Below are 25,182 nucleotides of genomic sequence, written 5' to 3' on the forward strand. Positions count from 1 at the left end.
CTAGAAGTTGATCGCTGCATAGAACATCGCAAAAAGCCCGTCCATCAGGATGACGACGAAAATCGCCTTCACCACCGAGGCCGTGACGTGCTGGCCGAGCGATTCGGCGCTGCCGCCGACTTTTAATCCTTCGACGGCGGCGACGATACCGATGACGAGCGCCATGAACGGCGCCTTGATCATGCCCGACAGCACGGTCGAAAGCGTCACCGCCTCGTGCAGGCGTGCCAGGAAGTTGGCGAAGGTGATGCCGGAATAGCCCCACGCGACGGCCGCCGCGCCGGCAAGCGAGGCGAAGTTCGCCAAGACCGTCAGCAGCGGCAGCGCGATGGTCAGCGCCACCAGTCGCGGGAAGATCAGCACGCCGATCGGGTTCAGGCCCATCACCTTCAGCGCGTCGATCTCCTCGCGCATCTTCATCGAGCCGATTTCGGCGGTGATCGCGCTGCCGGAACGGCCGGCGATCATGATCGAGGTCAGCAGCACGCCGATTTCGCGCAATTGCAGGATGCCGACGAGATCGACGACGAAGACTTCCGCGCCGAAATAGCGCAGCTGGAAGGCGCCCTGCTGGGCGATGATCGCCCCGATCAGGAATGACATCAGCAGGATGATCGGAACGGCGCGAACGCCCATATGGTCGATCTGATTGACGATCGAGGCCGGCGAAACGCCGCTGCCGCGGCCGAACTTCATCTGCGCGCCGCGCACCGCCGAGCCGAGGATGTACATGGCGGCGGCGAGATTGTCCCAGACGTCGTAGGTCATCTTGCCGATCGGCGCGAGGATGCGCGCGGCCAGGGAGACCTTCTCCTTCGGCTCCGGCTCCGGTTTGGCCGGCTCCTCGGAAAACATCACCAGCATTTCGTCGATATGCGGATTGGTGCCTTCGAAGCGGACCGTCCGCCCGGCCGCCTCCGCTTCCTTTTTCAGCCGGCACAGCAGCCAGATGCCCGCCGTATCGATATCGGTGATCTCAGACAGATCGACCGTCAGGTTACCGGACTTCTGGTGCAGGAGTTTTTCGAAATCGCGCAGCACAAGATGCACATAGGCGCTGCGCCAGTTGCCGCTCAGACGCACATGCTGTCCCGAACCATCGGACTGGTCGTCCACGGCAAGCGAGGCAGCGTTGCGATTCTCGGCGTTCAAGATACTTGTGTCTTTCAAGGCTTACAGCGACAGTGCCGACTCGCGAAGCGGTTCGTCGCCCGGCGCGTCAATATACAGAAGCAACGTGCAATTTCCATGCTCGCAGGACAGCAATAATGCCGCGCATCCTTGATATCCAGATGAATTCCTTTCCGATTGCCGGAACCTTCACCATCGCGCGTGGCGCAAAGACGCAGGCCGAGGTCATCACCTGCGCGCTGACGGACGAAGGGGCTGAGGGGCATGGCGAATGTGTGCCCTATCGCCGCTACGGCGAGACGATGCAGAGCGTTCTTGCCCAGATCGAAGCCGCGCGTCCGCTGATCGAGGCAGGCATCTCGCGGCGCGACCTGTTGTCGGCGATGCCGCCCGGCGCTGCTCGCAACGCCGTCGATTGCGCCCTCTGGGATCTGGAAGCCAAACAGACGGGCCAAAGCGTCGCGTCTCGACTGGGCATTGCCGATCCGAAACCGCTGACGACAGCCTATACCATTTCGCTCGGCGAACCGGAGGTGATGGCGGCCCAGGCGCGCGAACATGCCGGCCGCGCCCTGCTGAAGGTCAAGGTCGGCACCGGCGACGATGAAAGCCGCATCCGCGCCGTCCGCGCGGCCGCGCCCGAGGCCGCAATCATCCTCGATGCCAATGAAGGCTGGCCGGAATCGGCGCTGGAGCGTCACCTCAACATCGCCGCGGAGGCGGGTGTGGCGCTCGTCGAGCAACCGCTGCCGGCCGGCCGCGACGCCTTGCTTGCCGAGATCCGCCGCCCGCTCCTCGTCTGCGCCGACGAGAGCGTCCACCATACCGGCGATCTCGCAAGCCTTGCCGACCGCTATGACGCGATCAACATCAAGCTCGACAAGTCAGGCGGCCTCACCGAAGCCCTGGCGATGAAGACGGAAGCCGAGCGGATCGGCTTCGCCATCATGATCGGCTGCATGGTCGGCACCTCGCTTGCCATGGCGCCGGCGGTGCTGCTCGCCCAGAATGCCGATTTCGTCGATCTCGACGGCCCGCTGCTGCTCGCCCACGACCGCGAGCCCGGCCTGCGCTACGCCGCTTCCCTGGTTTTTCCGCCCGAAAGCAGCCTCTGGGGCTGAAGGTAATAGGCCGAGATGACGAGGCCGAGGCCACAGAGCGCGACCAGCGCCATGACGTAAAAGCTGACGACGCCGAGTAAGGCGTAGAGATAGCCTGCTGCGATGGTCATCAGCGCCATCGCCATGCCGACATAGAAGAAATAGGCGCCTTGGGCCGAGGATTCCTGTGTCTCCTGCACCGTCGCCACTATCCGCCGCTGCACGCCGGTATGCACGAAGGCGTAGGTAAAGCCGTGGAAGCATTGCAGCAGGAAGAAGCCGGCAAAGCCCGTGTTCATGGGAAACAGGATCCAGCGGCAGACGCTGACGGCGCAGCCGAAGCGGATCAGCGTCCAGGCATTGAAGCGCCGGTTGAGACGCTTCGACAGGAAGAATACCGTCACCTCCGAAGCGACACCGGCACTCCAGAGCAAACCGACCTCAGCGCCGGAAAAGCCCAGCTGATGCCAGTAGATCGACGAGAAAGCGTTGAGCACGGCATGGCTTGACTGCTGGATGGCGACGCCGATCAGGAGCAGCAGCAGATGCGGCTCGCGCAGGCCGCTGCCGGTGGCGGCGGGAATGTTGATCGGCTGGCCACGCCGCCGCGTCGGCCCGATGCGCGGACAAAAGATCGCCATCACGACGGTCATGGCAAAGCCGAACACCATCACCGGCAGCACCATCTCGCCGCCCCACCGGCTGATCAGCTGACCGCCGACGAGCGTCGACACGATGAAGGCGATCGAGCCCCAGACGCGCATCGACCCGTAATCGAGCCCCCAGCGGCGCACGCCGGAGATGACGATCGATTCGACGACCGGCAGATAGGGCGCGAAGGTGGCACCCTGCAGCGTATAGACGATCGTCACCGGCCAGAAACTGGTCGTCCAGTAGAGCGCGATCGCCGTCAGCAGCGACAGGCCGCCCGACCAGAGCAGCACGTCGGCGCGTTCCTTCAAGCGGTCGGCGATCATGGCGACGACAGGCGCCACCAGCACGCGGACCACCATCGGTATGGCAAGGATGATGCCGATCTCATGGTCGCTGAAGCTGTGGGTCGCGAGCCAAACGGGGAAAAACGGCAGAACGATGCCGTTGACCAGCAGCGGCGCACAATAGGAAAGCGCGCTGAGCAGCCGGAAGCGCGGCGGCGCTCCCTCACCCGTCGGGGAATGTTGAGCGGGAATCATGGGTGGACCTGAAGGAAACTGGACGTTGTCCTAACACGCCACCCGGAAGGCGACTATTGCGAGAAATAGCCTCCTGAAACGTTTTAAAAAATAAATTGGGCCTGTCGCCTGACGGGAACGGCTAAATTTCTGTTGCGCGGACGCAGATGCGCCAACGCTGGATGAAACAGGCAAAATCAGGCGGCCTGAGGCGCCAGTTCCGCCCCTTCGCGCTCGACCGCCGTCAGCGCCGGCACGGTGCTGGCGAGCGTCCGCCAAGTGATCAATTCGAACGTGCCGTCCTCGTGCTCGGCAACAGCCGTGCAGCTTTCCACCCAGTCGCCGGTATTGATGTAGCGGATGCCGTCCATGTCCTGGATGACCGCGTGGTGGATATGACCGCAGATCACCCCGTCGGCACCGCTCTTGCGCGCCTCTTCGGCGACGACGCGCTCGAATTCGCCGATGAAATTGACGGCATGCTTGACCTGCAGCTTGGCCCAGGCCGAGAAAGACCAGTAGGGCATGCCGAGGCGGCGACGCACGGCCGCCAACAGGATGTTGATGCGGATCGCCGTATCGTAGGCCCAGTCGCCGAGATAGGCGAGCAGGCGGGCATTGCGAACGACGACGTCGAATTCGTCGCCATGCAGGATCAAGTATTTCTTGCCGTCGGCGCCGTCATGCATCATCCGCTCGACAACCTCGATGCCGCCGAAATGCATGCCCGGGAAATCGCGCAGGAATTCGTCGTGATTGCCGGGGATATAGACGACGCGCGTACCCTTACGCGCCTTGCGCAAGAGTTTCTGGACGACGTCGTTGCAGACCTGCGGCCAATACCAGCTGCGCTTCAGCCGCCAGCCGTCGACGATGTCGCCGACGAGAACGATCGTATCCGCCTCGTGGTAGCGCAGGAAATCCAGCAGGAAGTCGGCCTTCGCGGCCTTCGAGCCGAGATGGACATCGGAAATGAAGAGCGTGCGGAAATGTCTGGGTTCCATCATGTCTATCACGAGCTACGGCTCATGCCCCATCTTTCATATAGCCTTCCAAAACCAGACTCGTGTTTCAGGAAGATGACAGACTGGGGAAAAGCCCCGCAAAAGCCGTGCTGGCGGCACGCCCCGCCGCACGCCGCAGCGACGATCTTGCCCTGCCTGTTGTGCGCGTTCATGATGACTGCGATTCCAGATCCGACACTGCGGGATGGCTGATGCGTCTCTTTCTCGTTCGCCACGGCGAATCCCTCGGCAACATCGACGAACGGGCCTACCGCCAATTCGGCGATCACAACGTGCCCCTGACGCAATGGGGCTACCGGCAGGCGCTGGAGGCCGGCGGTGTGATCGCCGCCTATCTGCGGGCGGCGCCGAGTCCCGGTTTCGGCAAGCTGCACATCTGGTACTCGCCATTCCTGAGGACGCGGCAGAGCAAGGACGCCGTGCTCGAAGCCCTGCCGGCAAGCCTCGTCGGCGATATCAGGGAGGATTATTTGCTGCGCGAGCAGGATTTCGGCCTTTTCACCGAAATCTACGACCACGCCGAACGGAAACAGAAGTTTCCCGAGGAATTCGAAAAATGGGCGAGGCTGCGCAGCAATAGCGGCAAATTCTACGCACGGCCGCCGGATGGCGAGAGCCGTGCGGATGTGGCCCAGCGGGTGCGGCTGTTCCTCCAGACGGTCATGCGAGACGCCGAAAATGACGATCACGACGTCGCCATCGTCGGCCACGGCGTCACCAACCGGGCAGTCGAAATGAACTTCCTGCATCGCCCTGTCGAGTGGTTCGAGCGCTCCGACAATCCCGGAAATTCCGATATCACCCTGATCGAGGGCACGCGCGCACAAGGCTACGAATCCATCCTGCTGCACCAAGCCGCCGACCGGCAGCCGGGCCAGGAAGGTCAGTTGCGCGATGCCTATGGCGCCGACGTGACGATGACGCCGAAGCCCGATGGGTAGTGGAACTCGTATCGGGCCCCTTCCAACAATTCGATCAATGAGCACGGCGCTGCTACATCCCCCTTCTCCCCAGCGGGGGTCCGAAGGACGGGTCGAGACCCGCGGCTCGACCCAGGTTGATGCCGGAGGGCAGATGAGGGGGTGAGCGGCAGGGCCTCGAGTGCCCGAGCGCAAGCGAAGGGCAATGAATGCTGTGCCGTGTGGCCCCCTCATCCGACCCTTCGGGCCACCTTCTCCCCGCTGGGGGAGAAGGGAAAGCAAGCGTCAGTCTCGCCCGGCCACAATCCTCCGCCTTCGCGGATAGCCTACGTCGGCGATGTCACCGTCGCCGGCGCCTGCCCGATCGGGGCCTCCTCGTTCGCCGTCGCCGGCCGTTTCGTCCTCAACAGACGCAGCACGTAGACGAAGAAGACGGGAACGAAGAAGATCGCCAGAACCGTTGCCGAAATCATGCCGCCGAGCACGCCGGTGCCGATCGCATTCTGGCTCGCCGCACTTGGGCCGGTGGCGATCGCCAGGGGCACCACGCCCAAGGTAAAGGCGAGCGAGGTCATGATGATCGGCCGGAAGCGGAGACGGGCGCCTTCGATTGCGGCGTCCATCAGCGATTTGCCCTCGGCAAAACCATCCTTGGCGAATTCGACGATCAGGATGGCGTTCTTGGCCGACAGGCCGATGATCGCAATCAGGCCGACCTTGAAATAGATGTCATTGGACATGTCGCGGCTCATCACCGCGAGCACGCAGCCGAGCACGCCGAGCGGCACGACCAGCATCACCGACAGCGGGATGGACCAGCTCTCGTAAAGCCCCGACAGCAGCAGGAAGACGAAGAGGATGCTGAGGCCGAACAGGATCGGCGCCTGGGAGCCCGATTTGATTTCCTCCAGCGACTGGCCGGTCCATTCGAAACCGAAACCGTCGGGAAGTTCGGCTGCCAGCCGCTCCATTTCGGCGATCGCCGCGCCCGATGAATATCCGGGCGCCGGAGCGCCCGAGAGGCGAACAGCCGGATATCCGTTATAGCCGACGATCTGGGCCGGTCCTTTGCGCCATTCGGCGATGGCGAAGGACGACAGTGGCACCATGCCGCCGCTCGCATTGCGCACATTGAGTTTCATCAGGTCTTCAGCCTGAAGCCTGCTCTTGTCCTGCGCCTGAACGATGACGCGTTGCATGCGGCCGGAGTTCGGGAAATCGTTGACATAGCTCGAACCGAGATTGGCGGTGATTGTGTTGTTGATGTCGGCGAAAGCGACGCCGAAGGTATTTGCCTTCTCGCGATCGATGACGAGAACGAGCTGCGCCGAATCCGGCATGCCCTCCGGCCGGACGCCTGCGATCACAGGGTTCTGTGATGCCTTGCCGAGGAGCATTGCCGCCGCCTCGTTAAGCGCTGCCTGGCCCTTTGCGCCACGATCCTGAAGGCGGAAGGTGAAGCCGTTGGTCGTGCCGAAACCTTCGATCGGCGGCGGCGACAGGGCGAAGGATGTGGCATCCTTCAACGCGAACAGCTGCATATTGACCCGGTTGGAAATCTCCTGCACCGAATTGCCGGCGCCGCGTTCGGCCCAATCCTTGAGCGTGACGAAAACCAGGGCGGCATTCGGCCCCTGCCCCGAGAAACTGAAGCCCTGGATCGCGACCACATTCTCAACCGCCGGCTCGGTCTTGAAAATCGCCTCGATGCTTTCGAGCGAGGCCACCGTGCGGTTGCGGCTCGCTTCCGGCGGGCCCTGCACGTCGACGATCAGGAAGCCCTGGTCCTCATCCGGTACGAAGCTGCTCGGAAGGTTGACGAAGAGATAGCCGAGGCCGACGACGAGCGCGACATAGACCGCCATGACCCGCCAGGAGCGCTTGGCCAATCCCTCGACGGTGCGGGCATAACGGCCGGTCAGCCGGTCGAAGTTGCGGTTGAACCAGCCGGCAACGCCCTTCTTCTCGTGATGACCCTTGATCGGCTTCAGGAAGGTGGCGCAGAGCGCCGGCGTCAGCGACAGTGCCAGGAAGGCCGAAAACAGGATCGATACGACCATGGTCAGGCTGAACTGGCGGTAGATGATGCCTGTCGAGCCCGGGAAGAACGCCATCGGCACGAAGACGCAGGTAAGAACCAGCGTGATGCCGAGGATCGCCCCGGTAATCTGCCGCATCGCTTTCTTGGTCGCCTCCTTCGGCGACAGCCCTTCCACCGCCATCAGCCGCTCGACATTCTCGACGACGACGATGGCGTCGTCGACCAGAATGCCGATGGCCAGCACCATCGCGAACATCGTCAGCACGTTGATCGAGAAACCGGCGGCAAACATCACCGCCAGCGTGCCGAGCAGCGCGACGGGCACGACCAGCGTCGGAATGATGGTGTAGCGGAAGCTCTGCAGGAAGACGAGCATGACGATGAAGACGAGCGCGACGGCCTCTGCGAGCGTATGCGCCACCTTCTCGATCGATGCCGAGACGAACGGGCTGGTATCGTAGGGAACGGAATATTCGACGCCCGCCGGGAAGAAGCGTGACAGCTCCTCCATCTTCGCCTTGACCAGATTGGACGTGTTGACGGCATTGCCCGTCGACGACAGCTGGATGGCGATGGCAGCGCTCGGCTGCCCGTTCAGGCGGGTGGAGAAGCTGTAGCTCTCGCTGCCCTCTTCTATCCGCGCAACGTCGCGCAACCGGACATTCGATCCGTCGGCATTGGCGCGCAGCACGATGTCGCCGAACTCCCGGGTGTCGGTCAGCTGCCCCTTGACCAGCACCGTCGCCGTCAGATCCTGCGAGATCGGATTGGGTGCAGCGCCGATCTGACCGGCCGCCACCTGGGCATTCTGCGCCGAGATCGCCGCGCTGATGTCGGATGCGGTGAGGTGCAGGCCGACCATCTTGTCGGGATCGATCCAGATGCGCATCGCCCGCTGCGACGCGAAGAGCTGCGCGCGGCCGACGCCGTCGAGCCGGCGCAGCTCCCCGATGACGTTTCTGTTGAGATAGTCGCCGAGCGCCACCTCGTCGGTCTTCCCGTCGGTCGAGGTCAGCGAGATGAACATGAGGAAGCCCGACGAAGCCTCTTCGACCGTGATGCCCTGATCCCTGACCGTCTGCGGCAGCCGCGGCTCGACGCGGCGGATGGCGTTCTGGACGTCGACGGAAGCCTGGTCGACATCGGTGCCGGCCGCAAAGGTCGCGGTGATCGTCATCGCGCCTGACGTATCCGATGTCGATTCGAAATAGGAAAGCCCCTCGACGCCGTTCAGCTCCTCCTCGATCTGACGGGTGACGCCCTGATAGATGTCCTGCGGTGATGCGCCGGGATAGCTGGTGCTGATGCTGAGCTGCGGTGGAGCGACCTTCGGGTATTGGGCGACCGGCAGGAACGGAAGCGCGATCAGGCCGGCGATAGAGATGAAGATCGCAAAGACCCAGGCAAGGATCGGGCGATCGATAAAGAAGCGTGCCATTGATCTTACTCCGGCTTCGGGGCGTCGCCGGACGCCACCCGGCCATCGCGCAGCTCGTCCGGTGCAACCTTCGCGCCAGGCTGAAGCTTCTGGCCGCCGTCGACGACCAGGCGCTGTCCCGCGGACAAGCCGCTCTCGACCACCCATTCGTTGCCGGAGGATTGACCGAGCATCACGTCGCGCGGCTGGGCGACATCTCCCTCCTCGACGATATAGACCTGCGCCTTGCCGTCAGTCGTACGGATGACGGCGCGCTGAGGGATGACGATCGCATTCTCACGCACGGCCTGCTCGATGCGAACCCTGACATAAAGCCCCGGCAGCAGATCGCCCTTGGGATTGGGGAACTCGCCGCGAAGGGTAACCTGGCCCGTGGTCGTATCGACACTGGCGCTGCGGAAGAGAAGCTTTCCGGCTCCGCCATAGACCGTGCCGTCGTCGAAGACGAGCTTGATGGCGGCCTTGTCAGGCTCCGTCGATGCAAGGCTGCCGTTCTCGACGGCTCTCTTGAGCGCCAGCAACGCGCCCGAGGATTGCGTGAAGTCGGCATAGACGGGGTCGATCTGCTGGATCTGTGCCAGGGCGTCCCCGGCATCGGCCGTTACCAAAGCGCCTTCCGTCACCAGCGCACCGCCGATGATGCCCGTGATCGGCGCGCGGACTTCGGTATAGCCGAGATTGATCTTCGCTTCGTCGAGGGCTGCCTGCGCCAGCGCGACATCGGCATCGGCCTGGGCAAGAGCGACGGCGGCCGCATCATATTCGACACCGCTTGCGACATCGCGATCGCGCAGCGACTTCTGACGCTCCAGCTGCTGGCGGGCATTCAGTTGCGTCGCCCTGGCGCGCTCGAGGCTTGCTTCGGCGCTTGCCACGCGGACCCGGAACAGCGCCGGATCGATCCGGTAAAGCACGTCGCCCTGGTGAACGAGGCTGCCCTGTTCGAACACCCGCTCCTGCAGGATGCCGGAAACCCTGGCCCGCACTTCCGAGACCCGGGTCGCGGCAATGCGCCCGGGCAGCTCGTTGACGACGGGAACCGCACGGGCCTTGAGCGTCAGGACGCTGACGGCGACAGGCGGCATCGCTCCGTCTTCCTGAGCGTGAGCCGCCGGGCCGGCGCCGAAGAAAAGCGCCAGAGACAGCACGTAACGCAATGATTTCCTATGAAGATGCATATCCATTAGCCTTCCGGATGGCCACTGCAGTCCAAAAAACACAGCCCGCCGAAATGACGTTCGGCGGGCCTCCTGAGCCGACAGATAGTCGATATTTTTTTGCTTTGCAAGATACCTACCGGTTGGTATGATAGCTTTATCATGTCACGAGTTCCCATGGAACCGTAAGCCCAGGAGTGCTACTGACAGCTGAAAGCTCTTCCTCACCAAGACGGGTCATGCCTTGATAGATAGCCCCCGCAACAGAAAGAAACAGCCTGACGTCGTCCGGCAGGCGCTTCTCGATTGCGCCACGAAACTGGCGCTCGAGCATGGTCTCGCCGCCGTCAGCCTGCAGGCGGTCGCCAGCGCGGCCGGCGTGACCAAAGGCGGACTGTTTCACCATTTTCCCAACAAGCAGGCTCTCGTGGAGGCGGTCTTCGACGGCATGATGGAAAGCTTCGACCGCGAGATCGATGAGGAACTAGACAAGGACAAGGGTGGACGCGGCACCTTCACCCGCGCCTACGTGCGCACGCTCTTTGCAGACCGCGCTCTCAACAGCAGCCCGTGGTCGGCGCAGACCATGACCGTACTCGCTGATCCCTATTCCAAGAGCCTCTGGTACAAATGGATCCACGATCGGCTCATCAGGCACGCCGCGACCGACGCGGGAAGCCGGCTCGAGATCGTTCGCCTAGCCGCGGACGGCGCGTGGCTTACCCATGTTCTGAGGCCGGACGATCAAGCCGGTTCCGACGACACGGCACTGATGCAGGAATTGATTGATCTCACCGAGGAATGACCGACCATCGCAATGTCACCAGTCAAGGACATGAAACGCCGCGCATCGGACCCGACGCGCGGCTAGGACTTCAACCTTTTGCTATTACCCGATCCCGTCAGGCAGCCCGGACAGCCGCCATCGGCTTCACGTTCTGGTTCATGCGGAACAGATTGTTCGGATCGTAGCGCAGCTTGATTTCAGCGAGACGCCCATAATTGGCGCCATAAGCCATCTCGACCCGATCCGTCTCATCCTCCGGCATGAAGTTGATATAGGCGGTACCCACAGCATGCGGCTTGGTTGCCTCGAAGAGTTCACGCGCCCAGCCGATGCAGCTTGCATCCATCCCCGCTTCCCGCCAGCGCGCGTGCACGTTCATGACGAAATGCGAACTGCGCTGCGGAAATGCGGTGGCTTCGGTGGGAATACGCCCGGCGGCACCGCCGACATGGCCGATGAATATTTCGCATTCCGGCCCCGGCAGCTTGCGCACAGCGTTGAGCAGCACGTCGATCGCCGCATCCGAGAGGGAGGCGAAATCCTGGGTCTTCCAGTAATTACGCGCGCCAGGTGTCAGCAGCGGATCGAATGCCTGCTGCCAGCCGGTGAACGGCACCGGACCGACGACATCGGCAATCGGTTTTCCGATCGCCCGCAATCTGGCCGTCGCCTTTTCCCCCGCCGCAATATCTCCGCAATAGCACATGGCGAGCACCACGATCTCCTTGCCGTGCCATTCGGCCGGCAGGAACGGCAGCGGCGGCGCCTGGCGCATCACCACCCAGCAGGTCAGTTCATCGGGTGCCTCGTCCAGCGCCTGCCGATATTCCTGCAGCACCTTCTCCGCATCGGCGAAAGGATGCACGACCAGTCCGGCGAGTACTTCGGAATGGAGCGGGTTGAGCTGGAATTCGAATGAGGTGACGACGCCGAAATTGCCGCCGCCGCCCCGCAGCGCCCAGAACAGATCCGGTCTTTCCGTCTCGCTCGCCCTCACCAGCTCACCATCGGCGGTCACCACGTCGACCGAAACCAGATTGTCGGTCGTCAGTCCGAATTTACGGGTGAGCCAGCCGAAACCGCCGCCGAGCGTCAGGCCGGCGATGCCGGTCGTCGAATTGATGCCGGTCGGCAGCACCAGGCCGAAGGCCAGCGTTTCCTTATCGATGTCGCCAAGCGTTGCGCCCGGCTCAATCCTCACGCGGCGCGTTTCGGGATCGACCCGCACCGACTTCATCGGCGACAGATCGATGACGACACCGCCTTCGCAGACGGCGTTTCCGGCAATGCCGTGCCCACCGCCACGCACCGAAACGAGCAGACTGTTGTCGCGCGCAAACCGCACCGCGCGTACGACGTCGGCCGCACCAGCGCAGCGCGCGATGAGGCCTGGCCGGCGGTCGATCATCGCATTCCAGATCGCCCGAGCCTCGTTGTAATCCGTATCCTTGCTGGTCAGAAGATTGCCGCGAAATCCAGCGGCAAAAGCATCCATGGCCACGTCATTGACCATCGTCTGCCCGCTTTGCAGGGTCGTCAGGTTCAAATTGTCCATGATTTCCTCCCTGCGACCGGCGCCCCGCACCGTCGCAGGCGGCATTTTGCGCTTGCTGCCGTCGCCAGACAAGTTTCCCCAAAAGGGTTAGCTAGTGCTGCCGCCATCACGGTCGGCCGCGAAAAAAGAACGAATTGGCCGTGCGGTGGGATACCCCCTCGACGAAAACTTCTCCCATCCCCCATTTCCATACTGTCGCCCGTATCCGATTGATGTATGGAGGGAACTCCAGAAAAAGACGTGCACGGAGGCGGCAATGGATCACCCGGATAAATCCAAGACGGACAAGAACCTGACGAGCGGCGATCTCGACGAGCAGGCGCTCTTCTTCCACCGCTACCCCCGCCCCGGCAAGCTGGAGATCCAGGCGACCAAGCCGCTCGGCAACCAGCGCGATCTGGCGCTCGCCTATTCGCCGGGCGTTGCCGCCCCTTGCCTTGCCATCCGCGACAATCCTGAAATGGCGGCTGAATATACGTCGCGTGCCAATCTCGTCGCCGTCATCTCCAACGGCACCGCCGTGCTCGGCCTCGGCAATATCGGCCCGCTGGCTTCCAAGCCGGTCATGGAGGGCAAAGCCGTGCTCTTCAAGAAATTCGCCGGCATCGACGTCTTCGACATCGAGATCGACGCGGCAAGCGTCGACCAGATGGTCTCGACCGTCAGCTCGCTGGAGCCGACCTTCGGCGGCATCAATCTCGAGGACATCAAGGCGCCGGAATGCTTCGAGGTCGAGCGGCGCCTGCGCGAGAAGATGAAGATCCCGGTCTTCCATGACGACCAGCACGGCACGGCAATCATCGTCGCCGCCGCGATCCTGAACGGGCTCGAACTTGCCGGCAAGGCGATCGAGAACGTCAAGATCGTCGCATCCGGCGCGGGTGCCGCCGCTCTTGCCTGCTTGAACCTGCTGGTAACCCTCGGGGCAAAACGCGAAAACATCTGGGTCCATGACCTCGAAGGCCTCGTCTATGAGGGCCGCACCGAGTTGATGGATGAGTGGAAGGCCGTCTACGCCCAGAAGAGCGACACGCGTACACTGGCTGAAAACATCGGCGGCGCCGATGTGTTTCTCGGGCTGTCGGCCGCCGGCGTGCTGAAGCCGGAGCTGCTGGCGCAGATGGCCGACAAGCCGCTGATCATGGCGCTCGCCAATCCGACGCCGGAGATCATGCCGGATCTCGCCCGCGCCGCCCGTCCGGATGCGATGATCTGCACCGGCCGCTCGGATTTCGCCAATCAGGTCAACAACGTCCTCTGCTTCCCCTATATCTTCCGCGGCGCGCTCGATTGCGGCGCCGAGACGATCAACGAGGAAATGAAGATGGCGGCCGTGCGTGCCATCGCAGCACTCGCCCGCGAAGAGCCGTCCGATGTCGCCGCCCGCGCCTATTCCGGCGAGACCCCGGTCTTCGGCCCGGATTACCTGATCCCCTCGCCCTTCGATCCGCGCCTCATCCTGCGCATCGCGCCGGCCGTCGCCAAAGCCGCCGAACAGAGCGGCGTCGCGCGCCGTCCGATCCAGGATTTCGACGCCTATTTCGATCAGCTGAACCGCTTCGTCTTCCGCTCCGGCTTCGTCATGAAGCCGATCTTCACCGCGGCCAAGGCCGCCGAGCGCAAGCGTGTCATCTTCTCCGAAGGCGAAGACGAACGCGTGCTGCGCGCCGCCCAGGTGCTGCTTGAGGAAGGCCTGGCCAAACCGATTCTCATCGGCCGTCCGCAGGTCATCGAAACCCGGCTCAAGCGCTACGGCCTGCGCATTCGCCCGCTGCAGGATTTCGAGGTCATCAATCCGGAAGACGACCCGCGCTTCCGCGAGTATGTCGATCTCTATTTCTCGCTCGTCGGCCGCCGCGGCGTCATCCCGGAAGCCGCCCGCACCATCGTGCGCACCAACACGACAGTCATCGGCGCGCTGGCGCTGAGGCGCGGCGAAGCCGATGCGCTGATCTGCGGCCTCGAAGGCCGCTATGAAAAGCATCTGCGCGATGTGCGCCAGATCATCGGCAAGCGCAAGGACGTGCGTGATTTCTCCGCGCTCAGCCTGATGATCTCGCAGCGTGGCGCCACCTTCTTCACCGACACCTACGTCACCTTCAATCCGAGCGCCGAAGAGATCGCCGAGTCGACGGTGCTGGCGGCCGAGGAAATCCGCCGTTTCGGCATCACCCCGCGCGCTGCCCTCGTCTCGCATTCCAACTTCGGCTCGCGCGAATCCGAAAGCGCCACCAAGATGCGCAACGCCCTGCAGCTCGTCCGCGACGCCGCCCCCGATCTCGAGGTCGATGGCGAAATGCACGGTGAAAGCGCCATCACCGAAGCCCTGCGCAAGCGCGTCATGCCGCACACGACCCTGCACGACGAGGCGAACCTGCTGGTCTTCCCGAACCTCGACGCCGCCAACATCACGCTCGGCGTGGTCAAATCGATGACGGATGGACTGCATGTCGGCCCGATCCTGCTCGGCGCCGCCATGCCCGCCCATATCCTCGCTCCCTCGGTCACCTCGCGTGGCGTCGTCAACATGGCGGCATTGGCCGTCGTCGAGGCATCGCAGCCGGCATAAGCCGGCTGCTCGCAACCCGGCGAGAAATATCAGACAGCCCGGATCAACAGGCGCCCTTTATCCGCGAGCGCATCGGCACGTTCGTTGCCGGCAATGCCAGAATGGCCTTTGCACCAGGTAACGGTCATCAGGGCGTTCTGCGATAGTTGAAGATCGACTGCCTTCCACAGTTCCGCATTGTCGATCGTTCGCCTTCGAGCGTTTCCATTCGGGCTGCTTTTCTTCCAGCCGTTGTTCTTCCAGATATGTCGCCGGCTGTTGCAGCCTTTGACGGCATAGACGGAATCCGACCAGATGGTCGCAGCTTCGCCGGCTGCTTCGCTATTGATCCAGATTGCAGCCTTCAGGACGGCGGTCAATTCCATCGAATTATTGGCCGACTCCTGGACGCCACCGCATCCGGAGGCGATTTCCACCGCATCGCGATAGGCCACAAATGCCCAGCCGCCGTGCTGGGAACCGGGTTCGTAACAACCGTCCACGAAGATGTGAAGGCCGTGTTGAGCTTCGCGCATCCCGCCGGTTGTTGCAGGCGAGCGGAGTTCGCTGAAGATGCCTATCATTCTCGCCCCGCCCTCGCCTTTGCTGCGCCCGCCGCGCGAATAGCGACGGTCTGCGCGCCGCTTGACGCGGAATGCACCCCGTCGATTGTGCCGACCATTGACGATAGTAGCGGCAGTAGTGCCTATTGCCGAGGGGGAACTATGGGGCAGCGTCGATCATGGACAATCCGTTGAGCAATTGCGGTGAGCGCGATCGAAACGTAACCGTTCGTCGTATTCTCAAGGTCAATCATGCTGGCGAATTCGGCGCAATTCGCATCTATGGCGCACAGATCTGGATGGCCCGTAGGCTGTTTCCCGACATCATTCCCGCACTCCGCGAAATGCGAGACGACGAGATCAAGCATTGCCGCCTGTTTCGCGACGCAATGCCGTCCAGGAAGGCCAGGCCATGCCGCGTCATGGCATTCTGGAGCCTCGGCGGTTACCTGCTCGGTTTCCTGACAGCCCTCGGTGGACGTAACATGGTCTGGATCTGTACCGAGGCGGTCGAAAGCACCGTTCACCGTCACCTTGAGGATCAATTGGCTTTTCTGGAGGCCGGTGACCCCGAGCTTCATGGCCTTATCGCCTCCATTCAAGAGGAAGAATTGGCTCATCTCAGGGAGGCCGAGAAAAACCAGACAGCACGCGGAATGAGCCACACACTGCTCCTGCCCGTCGTCGCCGCACTCACCGATCTGATGATCTGGCTCTCGACATGGGGAGACTCAAGCTGGATGCGTGCCGAAATGGCCCGCTCGAAGCAGAGCTGACAGTCCGCGACCGGATCTGTCCGCGAGCGACTTCAGGCGCGACGCGGTCCATCCGGGGAATCGCCGGCCTCTGCTGGATAAGATCACGAAAATACGCTAAGAATTTCTCTGAGCTTATTAAGAGAAACACGCTAAGAGGAAACGCGCGGCGAAGTGACGTCGCATTCGACCCATCGACCGTTTTGCTCATTCCGGGACGACGCCGTGAAACGCCGAAACCTGTCTCTTGCGCTTCTCCTTGCCTTCGCGACGCCCGTCACCGCGCAGACGAGCGCCATCTGCGACGACCTGCGCGGCCGCCTCGCCGACCTGCCGCGATCGATCGGCAACGGTAATGGTCCGGAAGCGCGCCAGTTTGCCAGTGCCATAGCCGAGCAGAACCTCGAGCTGCGCAAGGTCCGCAACGACCTGCGCAGCTACGGCTGCACCTCGGGCAGCATGGTGGTGATCGGCGGCGAGAATGCCGATTATTGTGATGAGCTCTCGCAGGCTGAAGCCCGGATGATCGACAATATCCGGTATCTCCAGGATCGCCGCGCCGAACTGCGCGGTCAGGGCGGCGGTGATGACGGCGGGCGCCGCGAACTGATGGCTGCTCTTGAGCGCAATGATTGCAACAGCGAGAATTTCTACGCCCCGTCCGAGCGCAGCGCCAACGACCCTGCCCCGAGCATCGAGGAACAGGCGATGCGCGCCGACACCTTCATTCCGCTCGGCGGCGGTGAAGAGTTCGACCCGCGTTACGGCCTGCCGAGGACCGAGATGCTTTCGCCGGTCAGCACCATCTGCGTGCGCAGCTGCGACGGCGGCTTCTTCCCGATCAGTTCGAACACCACCTCGGTCGATTTCGGCCGCGATGCTGAGACCTGCGCCAAGATGTGTCCCGGCATCGAGACCGAGCTTTTCTATCGAGACGTGAGGAGCACCGAAGCCTCGAACATGATTTCGGTGGCAACCGGCACGCCCTACAGCGCCATGCAGAACGCCTTCGCCTACAAGAACCGCGCGCCCGGCGAGAAAAATGCCTGCGCCTGCAATCTCGCCGCCTATTACGAAGAGATGCGCGACAAGCAGGCCCTGAGCGAACCGCCGCAGCAGGGATCGATCACCACGATCCGCACCAATCCGCCGGCGAAAGATACCGCGGCTGCGCCAACGGCACCCCAGCCGTCCGTCCCGGAGCGTCCCTATGACCCTGCGCAAAACAAGGTCCGGCAGGTCGGACCGCAGTTTCTGGCGGGCGACCAGGGTTCGATCGATCTCGCCAACCCGGCAACACCGGGCCCGCAGCCGCAACAGCAGTGACCGCTACGGCTCGCTCCGTCCCCAGCCATCGTGGAAGACGAGCTCCTCGAGCGGCAGCCGCTGCCGCCAGCCTTTGACGGAGAGCTCCGGCTCGTCGTAAAGCCGGTCGACGAAGCCGGCGCAGAGCCAGGCGACCACCTCGATATGATCGGGTATGCCGAGAATGGTTTTCAGCTCGCCTTCGCGAAAGATGCTGACCCAGCCAATGCCGATTCCTTCGGCGCGCGCCGCGAGCCAGAGGTTCTGGATGGCGCAGACCGTCGAATAGGAATCCATCCGTGGATTGTGCGTGCGGCCCAGAACGACGCTGCCGCTGCGCGTGGGGTCGCAGGTCACGCATATGCCGAGCGGCGCCTCGACGATGCCTTCGAGCTTGAGGGAGCGGTACGCCTGCCGCCGTTCGCCGTCGAACATCAGTGCCGCCTCCTCGTTGGCCTTCGCAAAAGCGTCCCGGACGCGTGCTCGCACGGCTTCGCTTTTCACCAGGATGAAGTTCCACGGCTGCATGAAGCCGACGGAGGGAGCGTGATGGGCGGCGCTCAGAAGCCGCGCCACGACGTCATCCGGCAACGGATCGGGCAGGAACTGGCTGCGAACATCGCGTCGCGTCATGATCGCGTGATACACGGCCTCGCGTTCGGCGAGAGAAAAACCGGACGCCGCTGAAACGGCATCCTCATCAAAGGGTCGCATCGTCAAATCCCCAACAACGCAACCGCCCGCCGTCCGCGCGGGTTGGGTCTATCTTGCCAGGCCGGTCTTCTGACTTGGCGTCATCCGCCTGCCGCAGCCTTCCCGGCAAAAGCCAGTGGCGTGATGAAGCGGCGGGCGTCAGCCTTACAGCGTTGGGCACGTTCCGGCCTTGCACCGGATTCCCGATTCTCCCGCCTGAAGAGCGGGCACCTGACGAAGCATCTATTTCAGGAAAGCGACGCGGCAGCAAGCACCGGCCGACCGTGCGAGAGCGAAACAACCTGCGTGTGCCCTCGATCCCATTCTACTTTATGATTTATTCACACATCAAATACACACTGTTTTCGCGCGTTTTGGGTTGCAGCTCGGACATGGGCATGATCGCTCTTGATGTAACCGTCAGCGTGGATGCCCGTGTTGATATGCCGGTCGCAAATATCCGACCGAGCCGCAATTCCAGGCCCCGCGGATGTTCCATTTCTTGAAGACGATGCCTCTGACAGCCAAGCTGGCGGCGATTATCGTTGCCGTCAATCTTTGCGGCATATCCGCCTTGGCCACCTATACGTGGATGTATGAAACCCGCGCCCTGATCGACGGCGCCAAGGCAAACTGGTCGAAGGATGTGGAGCAGTTTGCATCTCTGGCCGCAGGCGGCGTGAAATGGGGCAAGGCGAATGCGGTTCGCGAGGCCTATTCGCTCTACCGCGACGATCCCTCGCTCGATCTCGTGCAGTTTGCCGCATTCAACGCCGAGCCCGCTGCCGTCGATACGTGGACACGCGACGGCATTGCCGGTCTGCCCGCGCCAGCCGATCTGGCGAAGCGCCTCGGTGCGAAGCCCGATAAAACGACAATCGACGATAGCGGCATATCCGCCGGTTTGGTCACGATTATCGCACCGCTGCCGGTGGACAAATCAGGCAAGACAACCGGCTACATCGTCACCAACTGGTCTGTCGAAAAGATCGCTTCCGCGGTCAAGCAGAAGGTTCTGGTTTCGCTGCTCACGCAGTCCGTCATCACCGCCCTCGCCGTCATCGCCTTTCTTCTCGCCATGCGCAGCCTCGTTGGCCGCCCCCTCAGAATCCTCAGCGAACGCATCGGGGCGCTGCAGCAAGGCGATCTGGCCTCCCCCGTCACCTATAAGGAGAATGGCGATGAAATCGGCTTTCTCGCGCGGGCGCTGGAGGTCTTCCGTCACGAGGCGATCGCGAAGGTCGAAAGAGAGCAGGCCGCTGCCGAGCAGAGCGCCTCGTTCGACGCCGAACGGGCACGCAACGCATCATTGACGGAAGAAGCCAGCAACCGGCAGCGGCTAGTGATGACCACCCTAGCCAATGCATTGGAAAAGCTCGCCGCCGGCGACTTCTCGGTCCAGCTTGCCGATCTCGGTCCCGAATTCGATAAGTTGCGGCAGGATTTCAACAACATGGTCCAGGCCGTTGCGGCCGCGCTGACGGAGATCAAGATCGCCTCTGTCGCGGTTGAAGGCGGATCGAGCGAACTGGCCTCCTCCGCAGATCAGCTCGCCAAGCGGACCGAGCAGCAGGCGGCAGCACTCGAGCAGACCGCCGCTGCACTGGATGAAGTGACCACGACGGTCAAGACATCATCGCAGCGCGCTGAAAAAGCCGGAGAATTGGTCGAAGAGACGAAGCGCAGCGCCCACGTATCGGCGACAGTCGTGCGCGACGCAATCGGAGCGATGGACAGAATCCAAACCTCCTCCAGCCAGATCGGCCGCATTATCGGCGTCATCGATGAGATTGCATTCCAGACGAATCTGCTGGCGCTGAATGCCGGCGTCGAGGCGGCGCGCGCCGGCGAGGCCGGCAAAGGTTTCGCGGTTGTCGCCCAGGAGGTTCGTGAACTCGCGCAGCGGTCGGCGAATGCGGCAAAGGAAATCAAGAACTTGATCAATGTGTCGGGCCAGGAGGTTGCCGCCGGCGTCGGACTGGTGAACGAGACCGGCGATGCCCTTCTGAAGATCGAGGAACAGATCAACCGCATCAGCGACAGCATCGCTTCCATTGTTCAGTCCTATCGCGAACAGGCGACGGGATTGCAGGAAATCAATGGAGCGATCAACCAGATGGATCACGCGACCCAGCAGAATGCGGCGATGGTTGAGGAAACCAATGCCGCCTGCCAGGAACTGCTCTCGCAAGGCCGCCAGCTGCAGGATTCGGCCGGCAGGTTCGTCGTCGCTGCGTCTGCGGCAAGCCAGGCCAGGCCCGTTTCCCCAAGTGCTCGTCACTCTCGCCCCGAGCCGAGAGCCGTCGCGCCGCGGCATGCAGGAAATACCGCCGTCGCCACCGCTCCCGGCGCCTGGGAGGAATTCTGACGTCATCCGCGCCGACAAGCTTTATTTCTCAACAACTGAATCACAGGAAGGGAACAGTTATGAAAAGAGTTGTGACCGCATTGCTTTTCGCCTCTGCCGCATTCACCGTGCCCATGGGCGTATCCATGGCCGAGGATGCCAAGCTTGCTCCGATCGCCGATTACGTGAAGAGCGACGTCAAGCCCTGGCTCAACGATCCCGCCATCATCGAGGCTATCAAGGCGCAGGACGCTGCGAATGCCAAGCTGAGCGAAGCCGACATCGACGCCCTCGATAAGAAATGGCGCGCCGAAGTCGATGGCTCCGATCACGCGATGATCGACGGCGTTCTTGGCAATGCGCTGTCGAAATTCCTTCAGGAAAAGAAGGAGTCCTCAGGCGGCAAGATTACCGAGATCTTCGTCATGGATGCAAAGGGGCTGAATGTCGGTCAGAGCGACGTCACCTCCGACTACTGGCAGGGCGACGAGGCGAAATTCCAGAAGTCCTTCGGGGCCGGCAAGGATGCCATTTTCGTCGACGAGATCGAAAAGGACGAGTCGACCCAGACATTGCAGTCGCAGGCAAGCGTCACCATTTCCGACGATGCGGGAACGCCGATCGGCGCCATCACGATCGGCGTCAACGTCGACGCCCTGTGATCGCAGAAGCGGCCTTCATTTTGCGGCAATTTGGACTTGTCGCCCAGAAGCTGCGTGCTTCGGGCGACATATTTTAAGCCCGTCTCCCGCAGAAGCGATGGCCGCCCTCCGGGATGTCCGATTTCAGGCAGAAAATTCTGCGTGACAACAGACAGCCGCGACGCTACATACGCCTGATGTCGACGACTTCAATCCACGCCTCGCGATTTTATTGGTACCGCTGCTCCCAGCGGATGCGGGTCCATGCGTAACTGAAGTCGACGCGACGACAACCCGAACAGCCGCTAGTCTACCTGGCGGCTTTTTTGTTTCCGCACGGTATGACCAAACAGGAGCCACACCGTGTCCGATACCATCGACGATCTGCGTATCCTCGAGATCACCCCGCTGACCAAACCCGCAGATATCATCGCGGAAATCCCCCGAACCGCTGCTGTCAGCGAGACGGTGACCAGCAACCGTCATGCAATCCATAAGATTCTCGAGGGAGACGACGACCGCCTGATCGTCGTCATCGGTCCCTGCTCCATCCACGATCCTGCTGCGGCGCGCGAATATGCCGAGCGGTTGGTGCAACAGCGGCAGCGCTTCTCCGGTGATCTCGAAATCGTCATGCGCGTCTATTTCGAAAAGCCCCGCACCACCGTCGGCTGGAAGGGTCTGATGAACGACCCGCATCTCGACGGCAGCTACCGTATCGAGGAAGGGCTGCGGATTGCCCGGCGCCTGCTGCTCGACGTCAATGCGATGGGCCTGCCCGCCGGCGTCGAATTCCTCGAGACGATCACGCCGCAATACATTGCCGACCTCGTCAGCTGGGGGGCGATCGGCGCGCGCACGACCGAAAGCCAGATCCATCGCCAGCTCGCCTCCGGCCTCTCCTGCCCGATCGGCTTCAAGAACGGCACGGATGGCGGCGCACGCGTCGCGCTCGATGCCATTCTCGCCGCCTCGCAGCCGCATCACTTCCCCGCCGTCACCAAGGACGGGCAGGCTGCCGTCGCCTCAACAAAGGGCAACGAGGACTGCCACATCATCCTGCGCGGCGGCAAACAGCCGAACTATGAAGCGGCCGATGTCGAATCTGTGGTCGGCGAAGCCGTCAAGCTTGGCGTGACCCCGCGCATCCTGATCGATGCCAGCCATGCCAACAGCAGCAAGGATCCGATGAACCAGCCGCGCGTCGTCAAATCCGTGGCCTCGCAGATCGCCGCCGGCAATCGCCACATCAAGGGCATGATGATCGAGAGCAATCTCGTCGCCGGCCGCCAGGACCTCGTTCCCGGCAAACCGCTGGTCTACGGCCAGTCGATCACCGACGGCTGCATCGACTGGGACATGTCGGTCGCCGTACTGGAAGACTTGGCGAAATCCGCCCGCGAGCGGCGCAAGGCAGCCGTCGCAGCCTGATAGACAGCATCAAGCGCGGCGGGCAGACACCCGCCGCCCAACAGGGCGGTGGGAGCCAACCCGGTTATCTCACGGGTACGCCTACCGGATACGGCTTCATAACTCACGCCCGGATGATCCATCCAAGTTCCGATTTGAAAACTCGTACGAGCAACGTGGGGTTACTAACCCACCGCCCCGCCATCATGGGTGGAGCCCGGGCCGGATCACCAGCACGTGGAATACGAGCAGATTTAATAGCGCAGCCGTGGATCCATTGAATCGGGCTCGTGTTCAGTCGCGACCCTGTAATAGGTACGCATATCGTCGCGCTCTTTTTCGTAAGTCCACTTCAAGCCCCATCTGCATTCGTCCGTCATGCACTCGCGGCTCTTCGATTCGAACATATCGAGTTGAAATGCCTCCCCATTGATTTCGCCGGTAATCGAGCCGGTTTTCCCCTTATCCTTCGATATGAGTTCAAACACCCCTGCTCGACCATCCAGACAGTAGATCTTCCCGCGATAGATTCGCTCGCCGGTCTCCAGCTTCCAGAAATTTGTCTTCACCTGCGATACGCTGTAGCGCCCCTTGCATTGCTGCCTTTCGGCCGAGCCGATCTCAATCGTTCCCCCCATCTCCTCACTCTCGTTCCTCGCAGTCACCTTTCCGAGCACCGGAGTACCCGTTGCGAGGTAGCTTCCCTCGACACCACGGACAAAAATATATGAACATCCTGCAAGCGCGAAACCCATTGCCACTACGGAGCCGGCGATCGTGAAACCACGCAGCGTCCACGCACATCTCAAGAGAGCCAGCAAGTCTATACCTCCAGGTTCATCTTCATGTTTGCGGATGCCAAAAGAGCGAGCAGGAGCAGTGGGCGACCAGTCGTTACCAGCCAGAAGCACTGATATTCAGGTCACAATATTTCCCCACAACGAGGAAGATGAATAAATGCCACAGCTCATCTTGAAATAGAATACCCCGTCCGCTTCGGCGAGGTGCACGGAACTGGAGGCAGCTGCTGCAATCAAACCTTGGCAGTCCCCTAATCAACCACCCCTCAAAAGCGTGCGCATCAGCAATTCGAAGATGAGGCTTGGCGCGACGTTGTCACGCGCACTTTGACGTGCAATCCTGCCGAATAAGCTTTTAGATAGGGGGCGCATGCCTAGAAACTCTTCCATCTCCACCTTGGTGGAGAGTAGCGATTGCGTTGATCGTGGTTCCCTTAATCGCGTCCTTCGCATACGCTCTTTACAGCCCGCTGTATCAGGGCCTGCCGGATATGACCGAGCGCGTTATCCGAACAACTCAGGCCGTCGCGCTCATTGGTGCGTATCCGCCAACTGCTGTGTTGGGGATTCCATTGCTATTCTATTTCAGGCGACGTGTAGGGCCGTCCCTTGCAAATTGCGCGATGGTTGGGGCCTTTGTTGCGACGTTCCCCTGGATGTGCCTAGTTGCATTTTTCGGCCCTGACGAAGCTTATACTGGTGACCACATCACTTACCAAAACGGCATGATGACATGGTGGGGATTGCTGGAGACCCTCAAATTCCTCGCAGTGACAGCTGTATTCGGCTTTGCTGCTGGTGGACTGTTCTGGCTAATGGCCGCCGCTGGCGTTAAAAGACAGCCCGTTTCTGAAACGGTTCCCAGCAAGGTGTTCGAGTAGGCGGTCTCTCGATATCATCAGATGCCCACCACACGATCACAAAATGGCGGTGCGTCGCTCTCAAGAGTTCACCGGGAAATACCGCACATAGGCAAACTCGTCACCATCTGGTGACCAGCAGGGCACGTTGATCGTGCCCTGCCCACCGAACAGCTCGAACAACGTCTTCAGATTGCCGCCATCCATGTCCATCAGCCGCAGCCGCACATCGAGATCGCGCGGATGGTCGAAAACCGAGGGGTCGTAGGACAGGATCAGCACCTTGTCGTTCCTGGGCGACGGATGGGCGAACCAGTTGCCCTGATTGTCCGACGTCACCTGCTCCAGCCCGCTGCCATCGGGATGGATGCGCCAGATCTGCATCAGCCCGGTACGGCTGGAATTGAAATAGATCCATTGCCCGTCAGCGGAATAATCCGGCCCGTCGTTACGGCCCTCGCCATGCGTCAGCCGTGTTTCGACACCGCCGTCGACCGAGATCGTGTAGATGTCGAAGAGATCATCGCGGATGCCGCAATAGGCGAGCTGGCGCCCATCCGGCGACCAGCCGTGCCAATAGGAGGGCTGATTTTCCGTAACGAGCCGCGGCGTGCCGCCTTCGATCGGCAGGATATAGATCGCCGACTTGCCGAACTCGGTCTTGTCGGAAATGACGATCTCGGTGCCGTCAGGCGAGATGCCGTGATCATTGTTGCAGTTGACGGCAAAGCCGGTATCGACCTGAACAACCTCGCCGCCATCGAGCGGCAGCCGATAGAGCAGCCCGTCGCCATTCAACAGGAGATAGGAGCCGTCGGGAGCAAAATTCGGCGCTTCCACCAGCCGATCCGTCTGCCACACCTCACGTGCCCTGCCCGTCCTGACATTGTAGATCTCGACCGAGCTGCGCATCGATGTTCCTCCTGACATCTCG

At 62.0% G+C, this 25,182-nt stretch carries 20 protein-coding genes and 1 riboswitch; of the genes, 10 read left to right on the forward strand and 10 right to left on the reverse strand.

Annotation, left to right across the window (positions count from 1 at the left end; translation table 11 throughout):
- A complete protein-coding gene (locus CO671_RS06010; protein WP_170964933.1) occupies positions 1 to 1,170 on the reverse strand; it encodes an MlaE family lipid ABC transporter permease subunit in 1,170 nt (389 codons plus the stop codon).
- 98 nt (positions 1,171 to 1,268) lie between these two features.
- Between CO671_RS06010 and dgcA the strand changes: the two genes are divergently transcribed.
- The gene (gene dgcA / locus CO671_RS06015) at positions 1,269 to 2,252 is read left to right on the forward strand and encodes an N-acetyl-D-Glu racemase DgcA (protein ID WP_097605182.1); all 984 of its coding nucleotides are present in this window, start codon (positions 1,269 to 1,271) and stop codon (positions 2,250 to 2,252) included.
- Here the strand turns inward: dgcA and CO671_RS06020 are convergent.
- Both CO671_RS06020 and CO671_RS06025 read right to left on the reverse strand, forming a co-directional pair.
- On the reverse strand, positions 2,204 to 3,424 hold the full coding sequence (locus CO671_RS06020; RefSeq protein ID WP_097605183.1) for an MFS transporter: 1,221 nt from the start codon (positions 3,422 to 3,424) through the stop codon (positions 2,204 to 2,206). The genes dgcA and CO671_RS06020 overlap by 49 nt on opposite strands.
- A 176-nt stretch (positions 3,425 to 3,600) precedes the next feature.
- Positions 3,601 to 4,410, reverse strand: a complete 810-nt coding sequence (locus tag CO671_RS06025) for a UDP-2,3-diacylglucosamine diphosphatase (protein WP_097579848.1) — start codon at positions 4,408 to 4,410, stop codon at positions 3,601 to 3,603.
- Between the two features lie 209 nt (positions 4,411 to 4,619).
- Here CO671_RS06025 and CO671_RS06030 point away from each other — a divergent pair, with 209 nt between their 5' ends.
- The gene (locus tag CO671_RS06030; RefSeq protein ID WP_097605432.1) at positions 4,620 to 5,369 is read left to right on the forward strand and encodes a phosphoglycerate mutase family protein; all 750 of its coding nucleotides are present in this window, start codon (positions 4,620 to 4,622) and stop codon (positions 5,367 to 5,369) included.
- Positions 5,370 to 5,674: 305 nt separating this feature from the next.
- On the opposite strand, the gene CO671_RS06035 is transcribed toward CO671_RS06030, so the two are convergent.
- The gene (locus CO671_RS06035; RefSeq protein ID WP_097605184.1) at positions 5,675 to 8,827 is read right to left on the reverse strand and encodes an efflux RND transporter permease subunit; all 3,153 of its coding nucleotides are present in this window, start codon (positions 8,825 to 8,827) and stop codon (positions 5,675 to 5,677) included.
- A 5-nt stretch (positions 8,828 to 8,832) separates the two neighbouring features.
- The gene (locus tag CO671_RS06040) at positions 8,833 to 10,011 is read right to left on the reverse strand and encodes an efflux RND transporter periplasmic adaptor subunit (protein WP_170964934.1); all 1,179 of its coding nucleotides are present in this window, start codon (positions 10,009 to 10,011) and stop codon (positions 8,833 to 8,835) included.
- Between the two features lie 217 nt (positions 10,012 to 10,228).
- On the opposite strand from CO671_RS06040, the gene CO671_RS06045 reads away from it, so the two are divergent.
- Positions 10,229 to 10,789, forward strand: a complete 561-nt coding sequence (locus CO671_RS06045; RefSeq protein WP_097605185.1) for a TetR/AcrR family transcriptional regulator — start codon at positions 10,229 to 10,231, stop codon at positions 10,787 to 10,789.
- 97 nt (positions 10,790 to 10,886) lie between these two features.
- Here CO671_RS06045 and CO671_RS06050 read toward each other — a convergent pair whose 3' ends face one another.
- Complete coding sequence (locus CO671_RS06050) at positions 10,887 to 12,326, reverse strand: FAD-binding oxidoreductase (protein ID WP_097605186.1); 1,440 nt, start codon at positions 12,324 to 12,326, stop codon at positions 10,887 to 10,889.
- Between the two features lie 256 nt (positions 12,327 to 12,582).
- On the opposite strand from CO671_RS06050, the gene CO671_RS06055 reads away from it, so the two are divergent.
- A complete protein-coding gene (locus CO671_RS06055) occupies positions 12,583 to 14,895 on the forward strand; it encodes an NADP-dependent malic enzyme (protein ID WP_097605187.1) in 2,313 nt (770 codons plus the stop codon).
- A gap of 29 nt (positions 14,896 to 14,924) precedes the next feature.
- Here CO671_RS06055 and CO671_RS06060 read toward each other — a convergent pair whose 3' ends face one another.
- Positions 14,925 to 15,458: a ribonuclease H gene (locus CO671_RS06060; protein ID WP_097605188.1), complete on the reverse strand. Its 534-nt coding sequence runs from the start codon at positions 15,456 to 15,458 to the stop codon at positions 14,925 to 14,927.
- 158 nt (positions 15,459 to 15,616) lie between these two features.
- Here CO671_RS06060 and CO671_RS06065 point away from each other — a divergent pair, with 158 nt between their 5' ends.
- Complete coding sequence (locus CO671_RS06065; protein ID WP_097605189.1) at positions 15,617 to 16,213, forward strand: demethoxyubiquinone hydroxylase family protein; 597 nt, start codon at positions 15,617 to 15,619, stop codon at positions 16,211 to 16,213.
- A 204-nt stretch (positions 16,214 to 16,417) separates the two neighbouring features.
- Positions 16,418 to 17,518 (forward strand): DUF2865 domain-containing protein, encoded by a 1,101-nt coding sequence (locus CO671_RS06070; protein ID WP_097605190.1) that lies wholly within the window; start codon positions 16,418 to 16,420, stop codon positions 17,516 to 17,518.
- 3 nt (positions 17,519 to 17,521) lie between these two features.
- On the opposite strand, the gene bluB is transcribed toward CO671_RS06070, so the two are convergent.
- Positions 17,522 to 18,211 (reverse strand): 5,6-dimethylbenzimidazole synthase, encoded by a 690-nt coding sequence (bluB, locus tag CO671_RS06075; RefSeq protein ID WP_097605191.1) that lies wholly within the window; start codon positions 18,209 to 18,211, stop codon positions 17,522 to 17,524.
- Between the two features lie 41 nt (positions 18,212 to 18,252).
- Positions 18,253 to 18,440: riboswitch (cobalamin riboswitch) on the reverse strand.
- A gap of 240 nt (positions 18,441 to 18,680) precedes the next feature.
- On the opposite strand from bluB, the gene CO671_RS06080 reads away from it, so the two are divergent.
- From CO671_RS06080 to CO671_RS06090, 3 genes are all read left to right on the forward strand, one after another.
- On the forward strand, positions 18,681 to 20,558 hold the full coding sequence (locus CO671_RS06080; protein ID WP_097605192.1) for a HAMP domain-containing methyl-accepting chemotaxis protein: 1,878 nt from the start codon (positions 18,681 to 18,683) through the stop codon (positions 20,556 to 20,558).
- A 59-nt stretch (positions 20,559 to 20,617) separates the two neighbouring features.
- A complete protein-coding gene (locus CO671_RS06085; protein WP_097605193.1) occupies positions 20,618 to 21,199 on the forward strand; it encodes a hypothetical protein in 582 nt (193 codons plus the stop codon).
- Positions 21,200 to 21,541: 342 nt separating this feature from the next.
- Positions 21,542 to 22,609 carry a 3-deoxy-7-phosphoheptulonate synthase gene (locus CO671_RS06090; protein ID WP_097605194.1) on the forward strand — a complete coding sequence of 356 codons (1,068 nt, stop codon included), beginning with the start codon at positions 21,542 to 21,544 and terminating at the stop codon, positions 22,607 to 22,609.
- A gap of 233 nt (positions 22,610 to 22,842) precedes the next feature.
- Here CO671_RS06090 and CO671_RS06095 read toward each other — a convergent pair whose 3' ends face one another.
- On the reverse strand, positions 22,843 to 23,409 hold the full coding sequence (locus tag CO671_RS06095) for a hypothetical protein (RefSeq protein ID WP_097605195.1): 567 nt from the start codon (positions 23,407 to 23,409) through the stop codon (positions 22,843 to 22,845).
- Positions 23,410 to 23,813: 404 nt separating this feature from the next.
- Between CO671_RS06095 and CO671_RS06100 the strand changes: the two genes are divergently transcribed.
- Entirely contained in the window at positions 23,814 to 24,269 is a 456-nt protein-coding gene (locus CO671_RS06100; RefSeq protein WP_245424953.1) for a hypothetical protein, read from the forward strand.
- Between the two features lie 60 nt (positions 24,270 to 24,329).
- On the opposite strand, the gene CO671_RS06105 is transcribed toward CO671_RS06100, so the two are convergent.
- Entirely contained in the window at positions 24,330 to 25,160 is an 831-nt protein-coding gene (locus CO671_RS06105; protein WP_097605197.1) for a TolB family protein, read from the reverse strand.
- Between the last annotated feature and the right edge of the window lie 22 nt (positions 25,161 to 25,182).

It is taken from the genome of Rhizobium sp. M10 (assembly GCF_002531955.1).
In the GTDB taxonomy this organism is placed as follows: Bacteria; Pseudomonadota; Alphaproteobacteria; order Rhizobiales; family Rhizobiaceae; genus Rhizobium; species Rhizobium etli_C.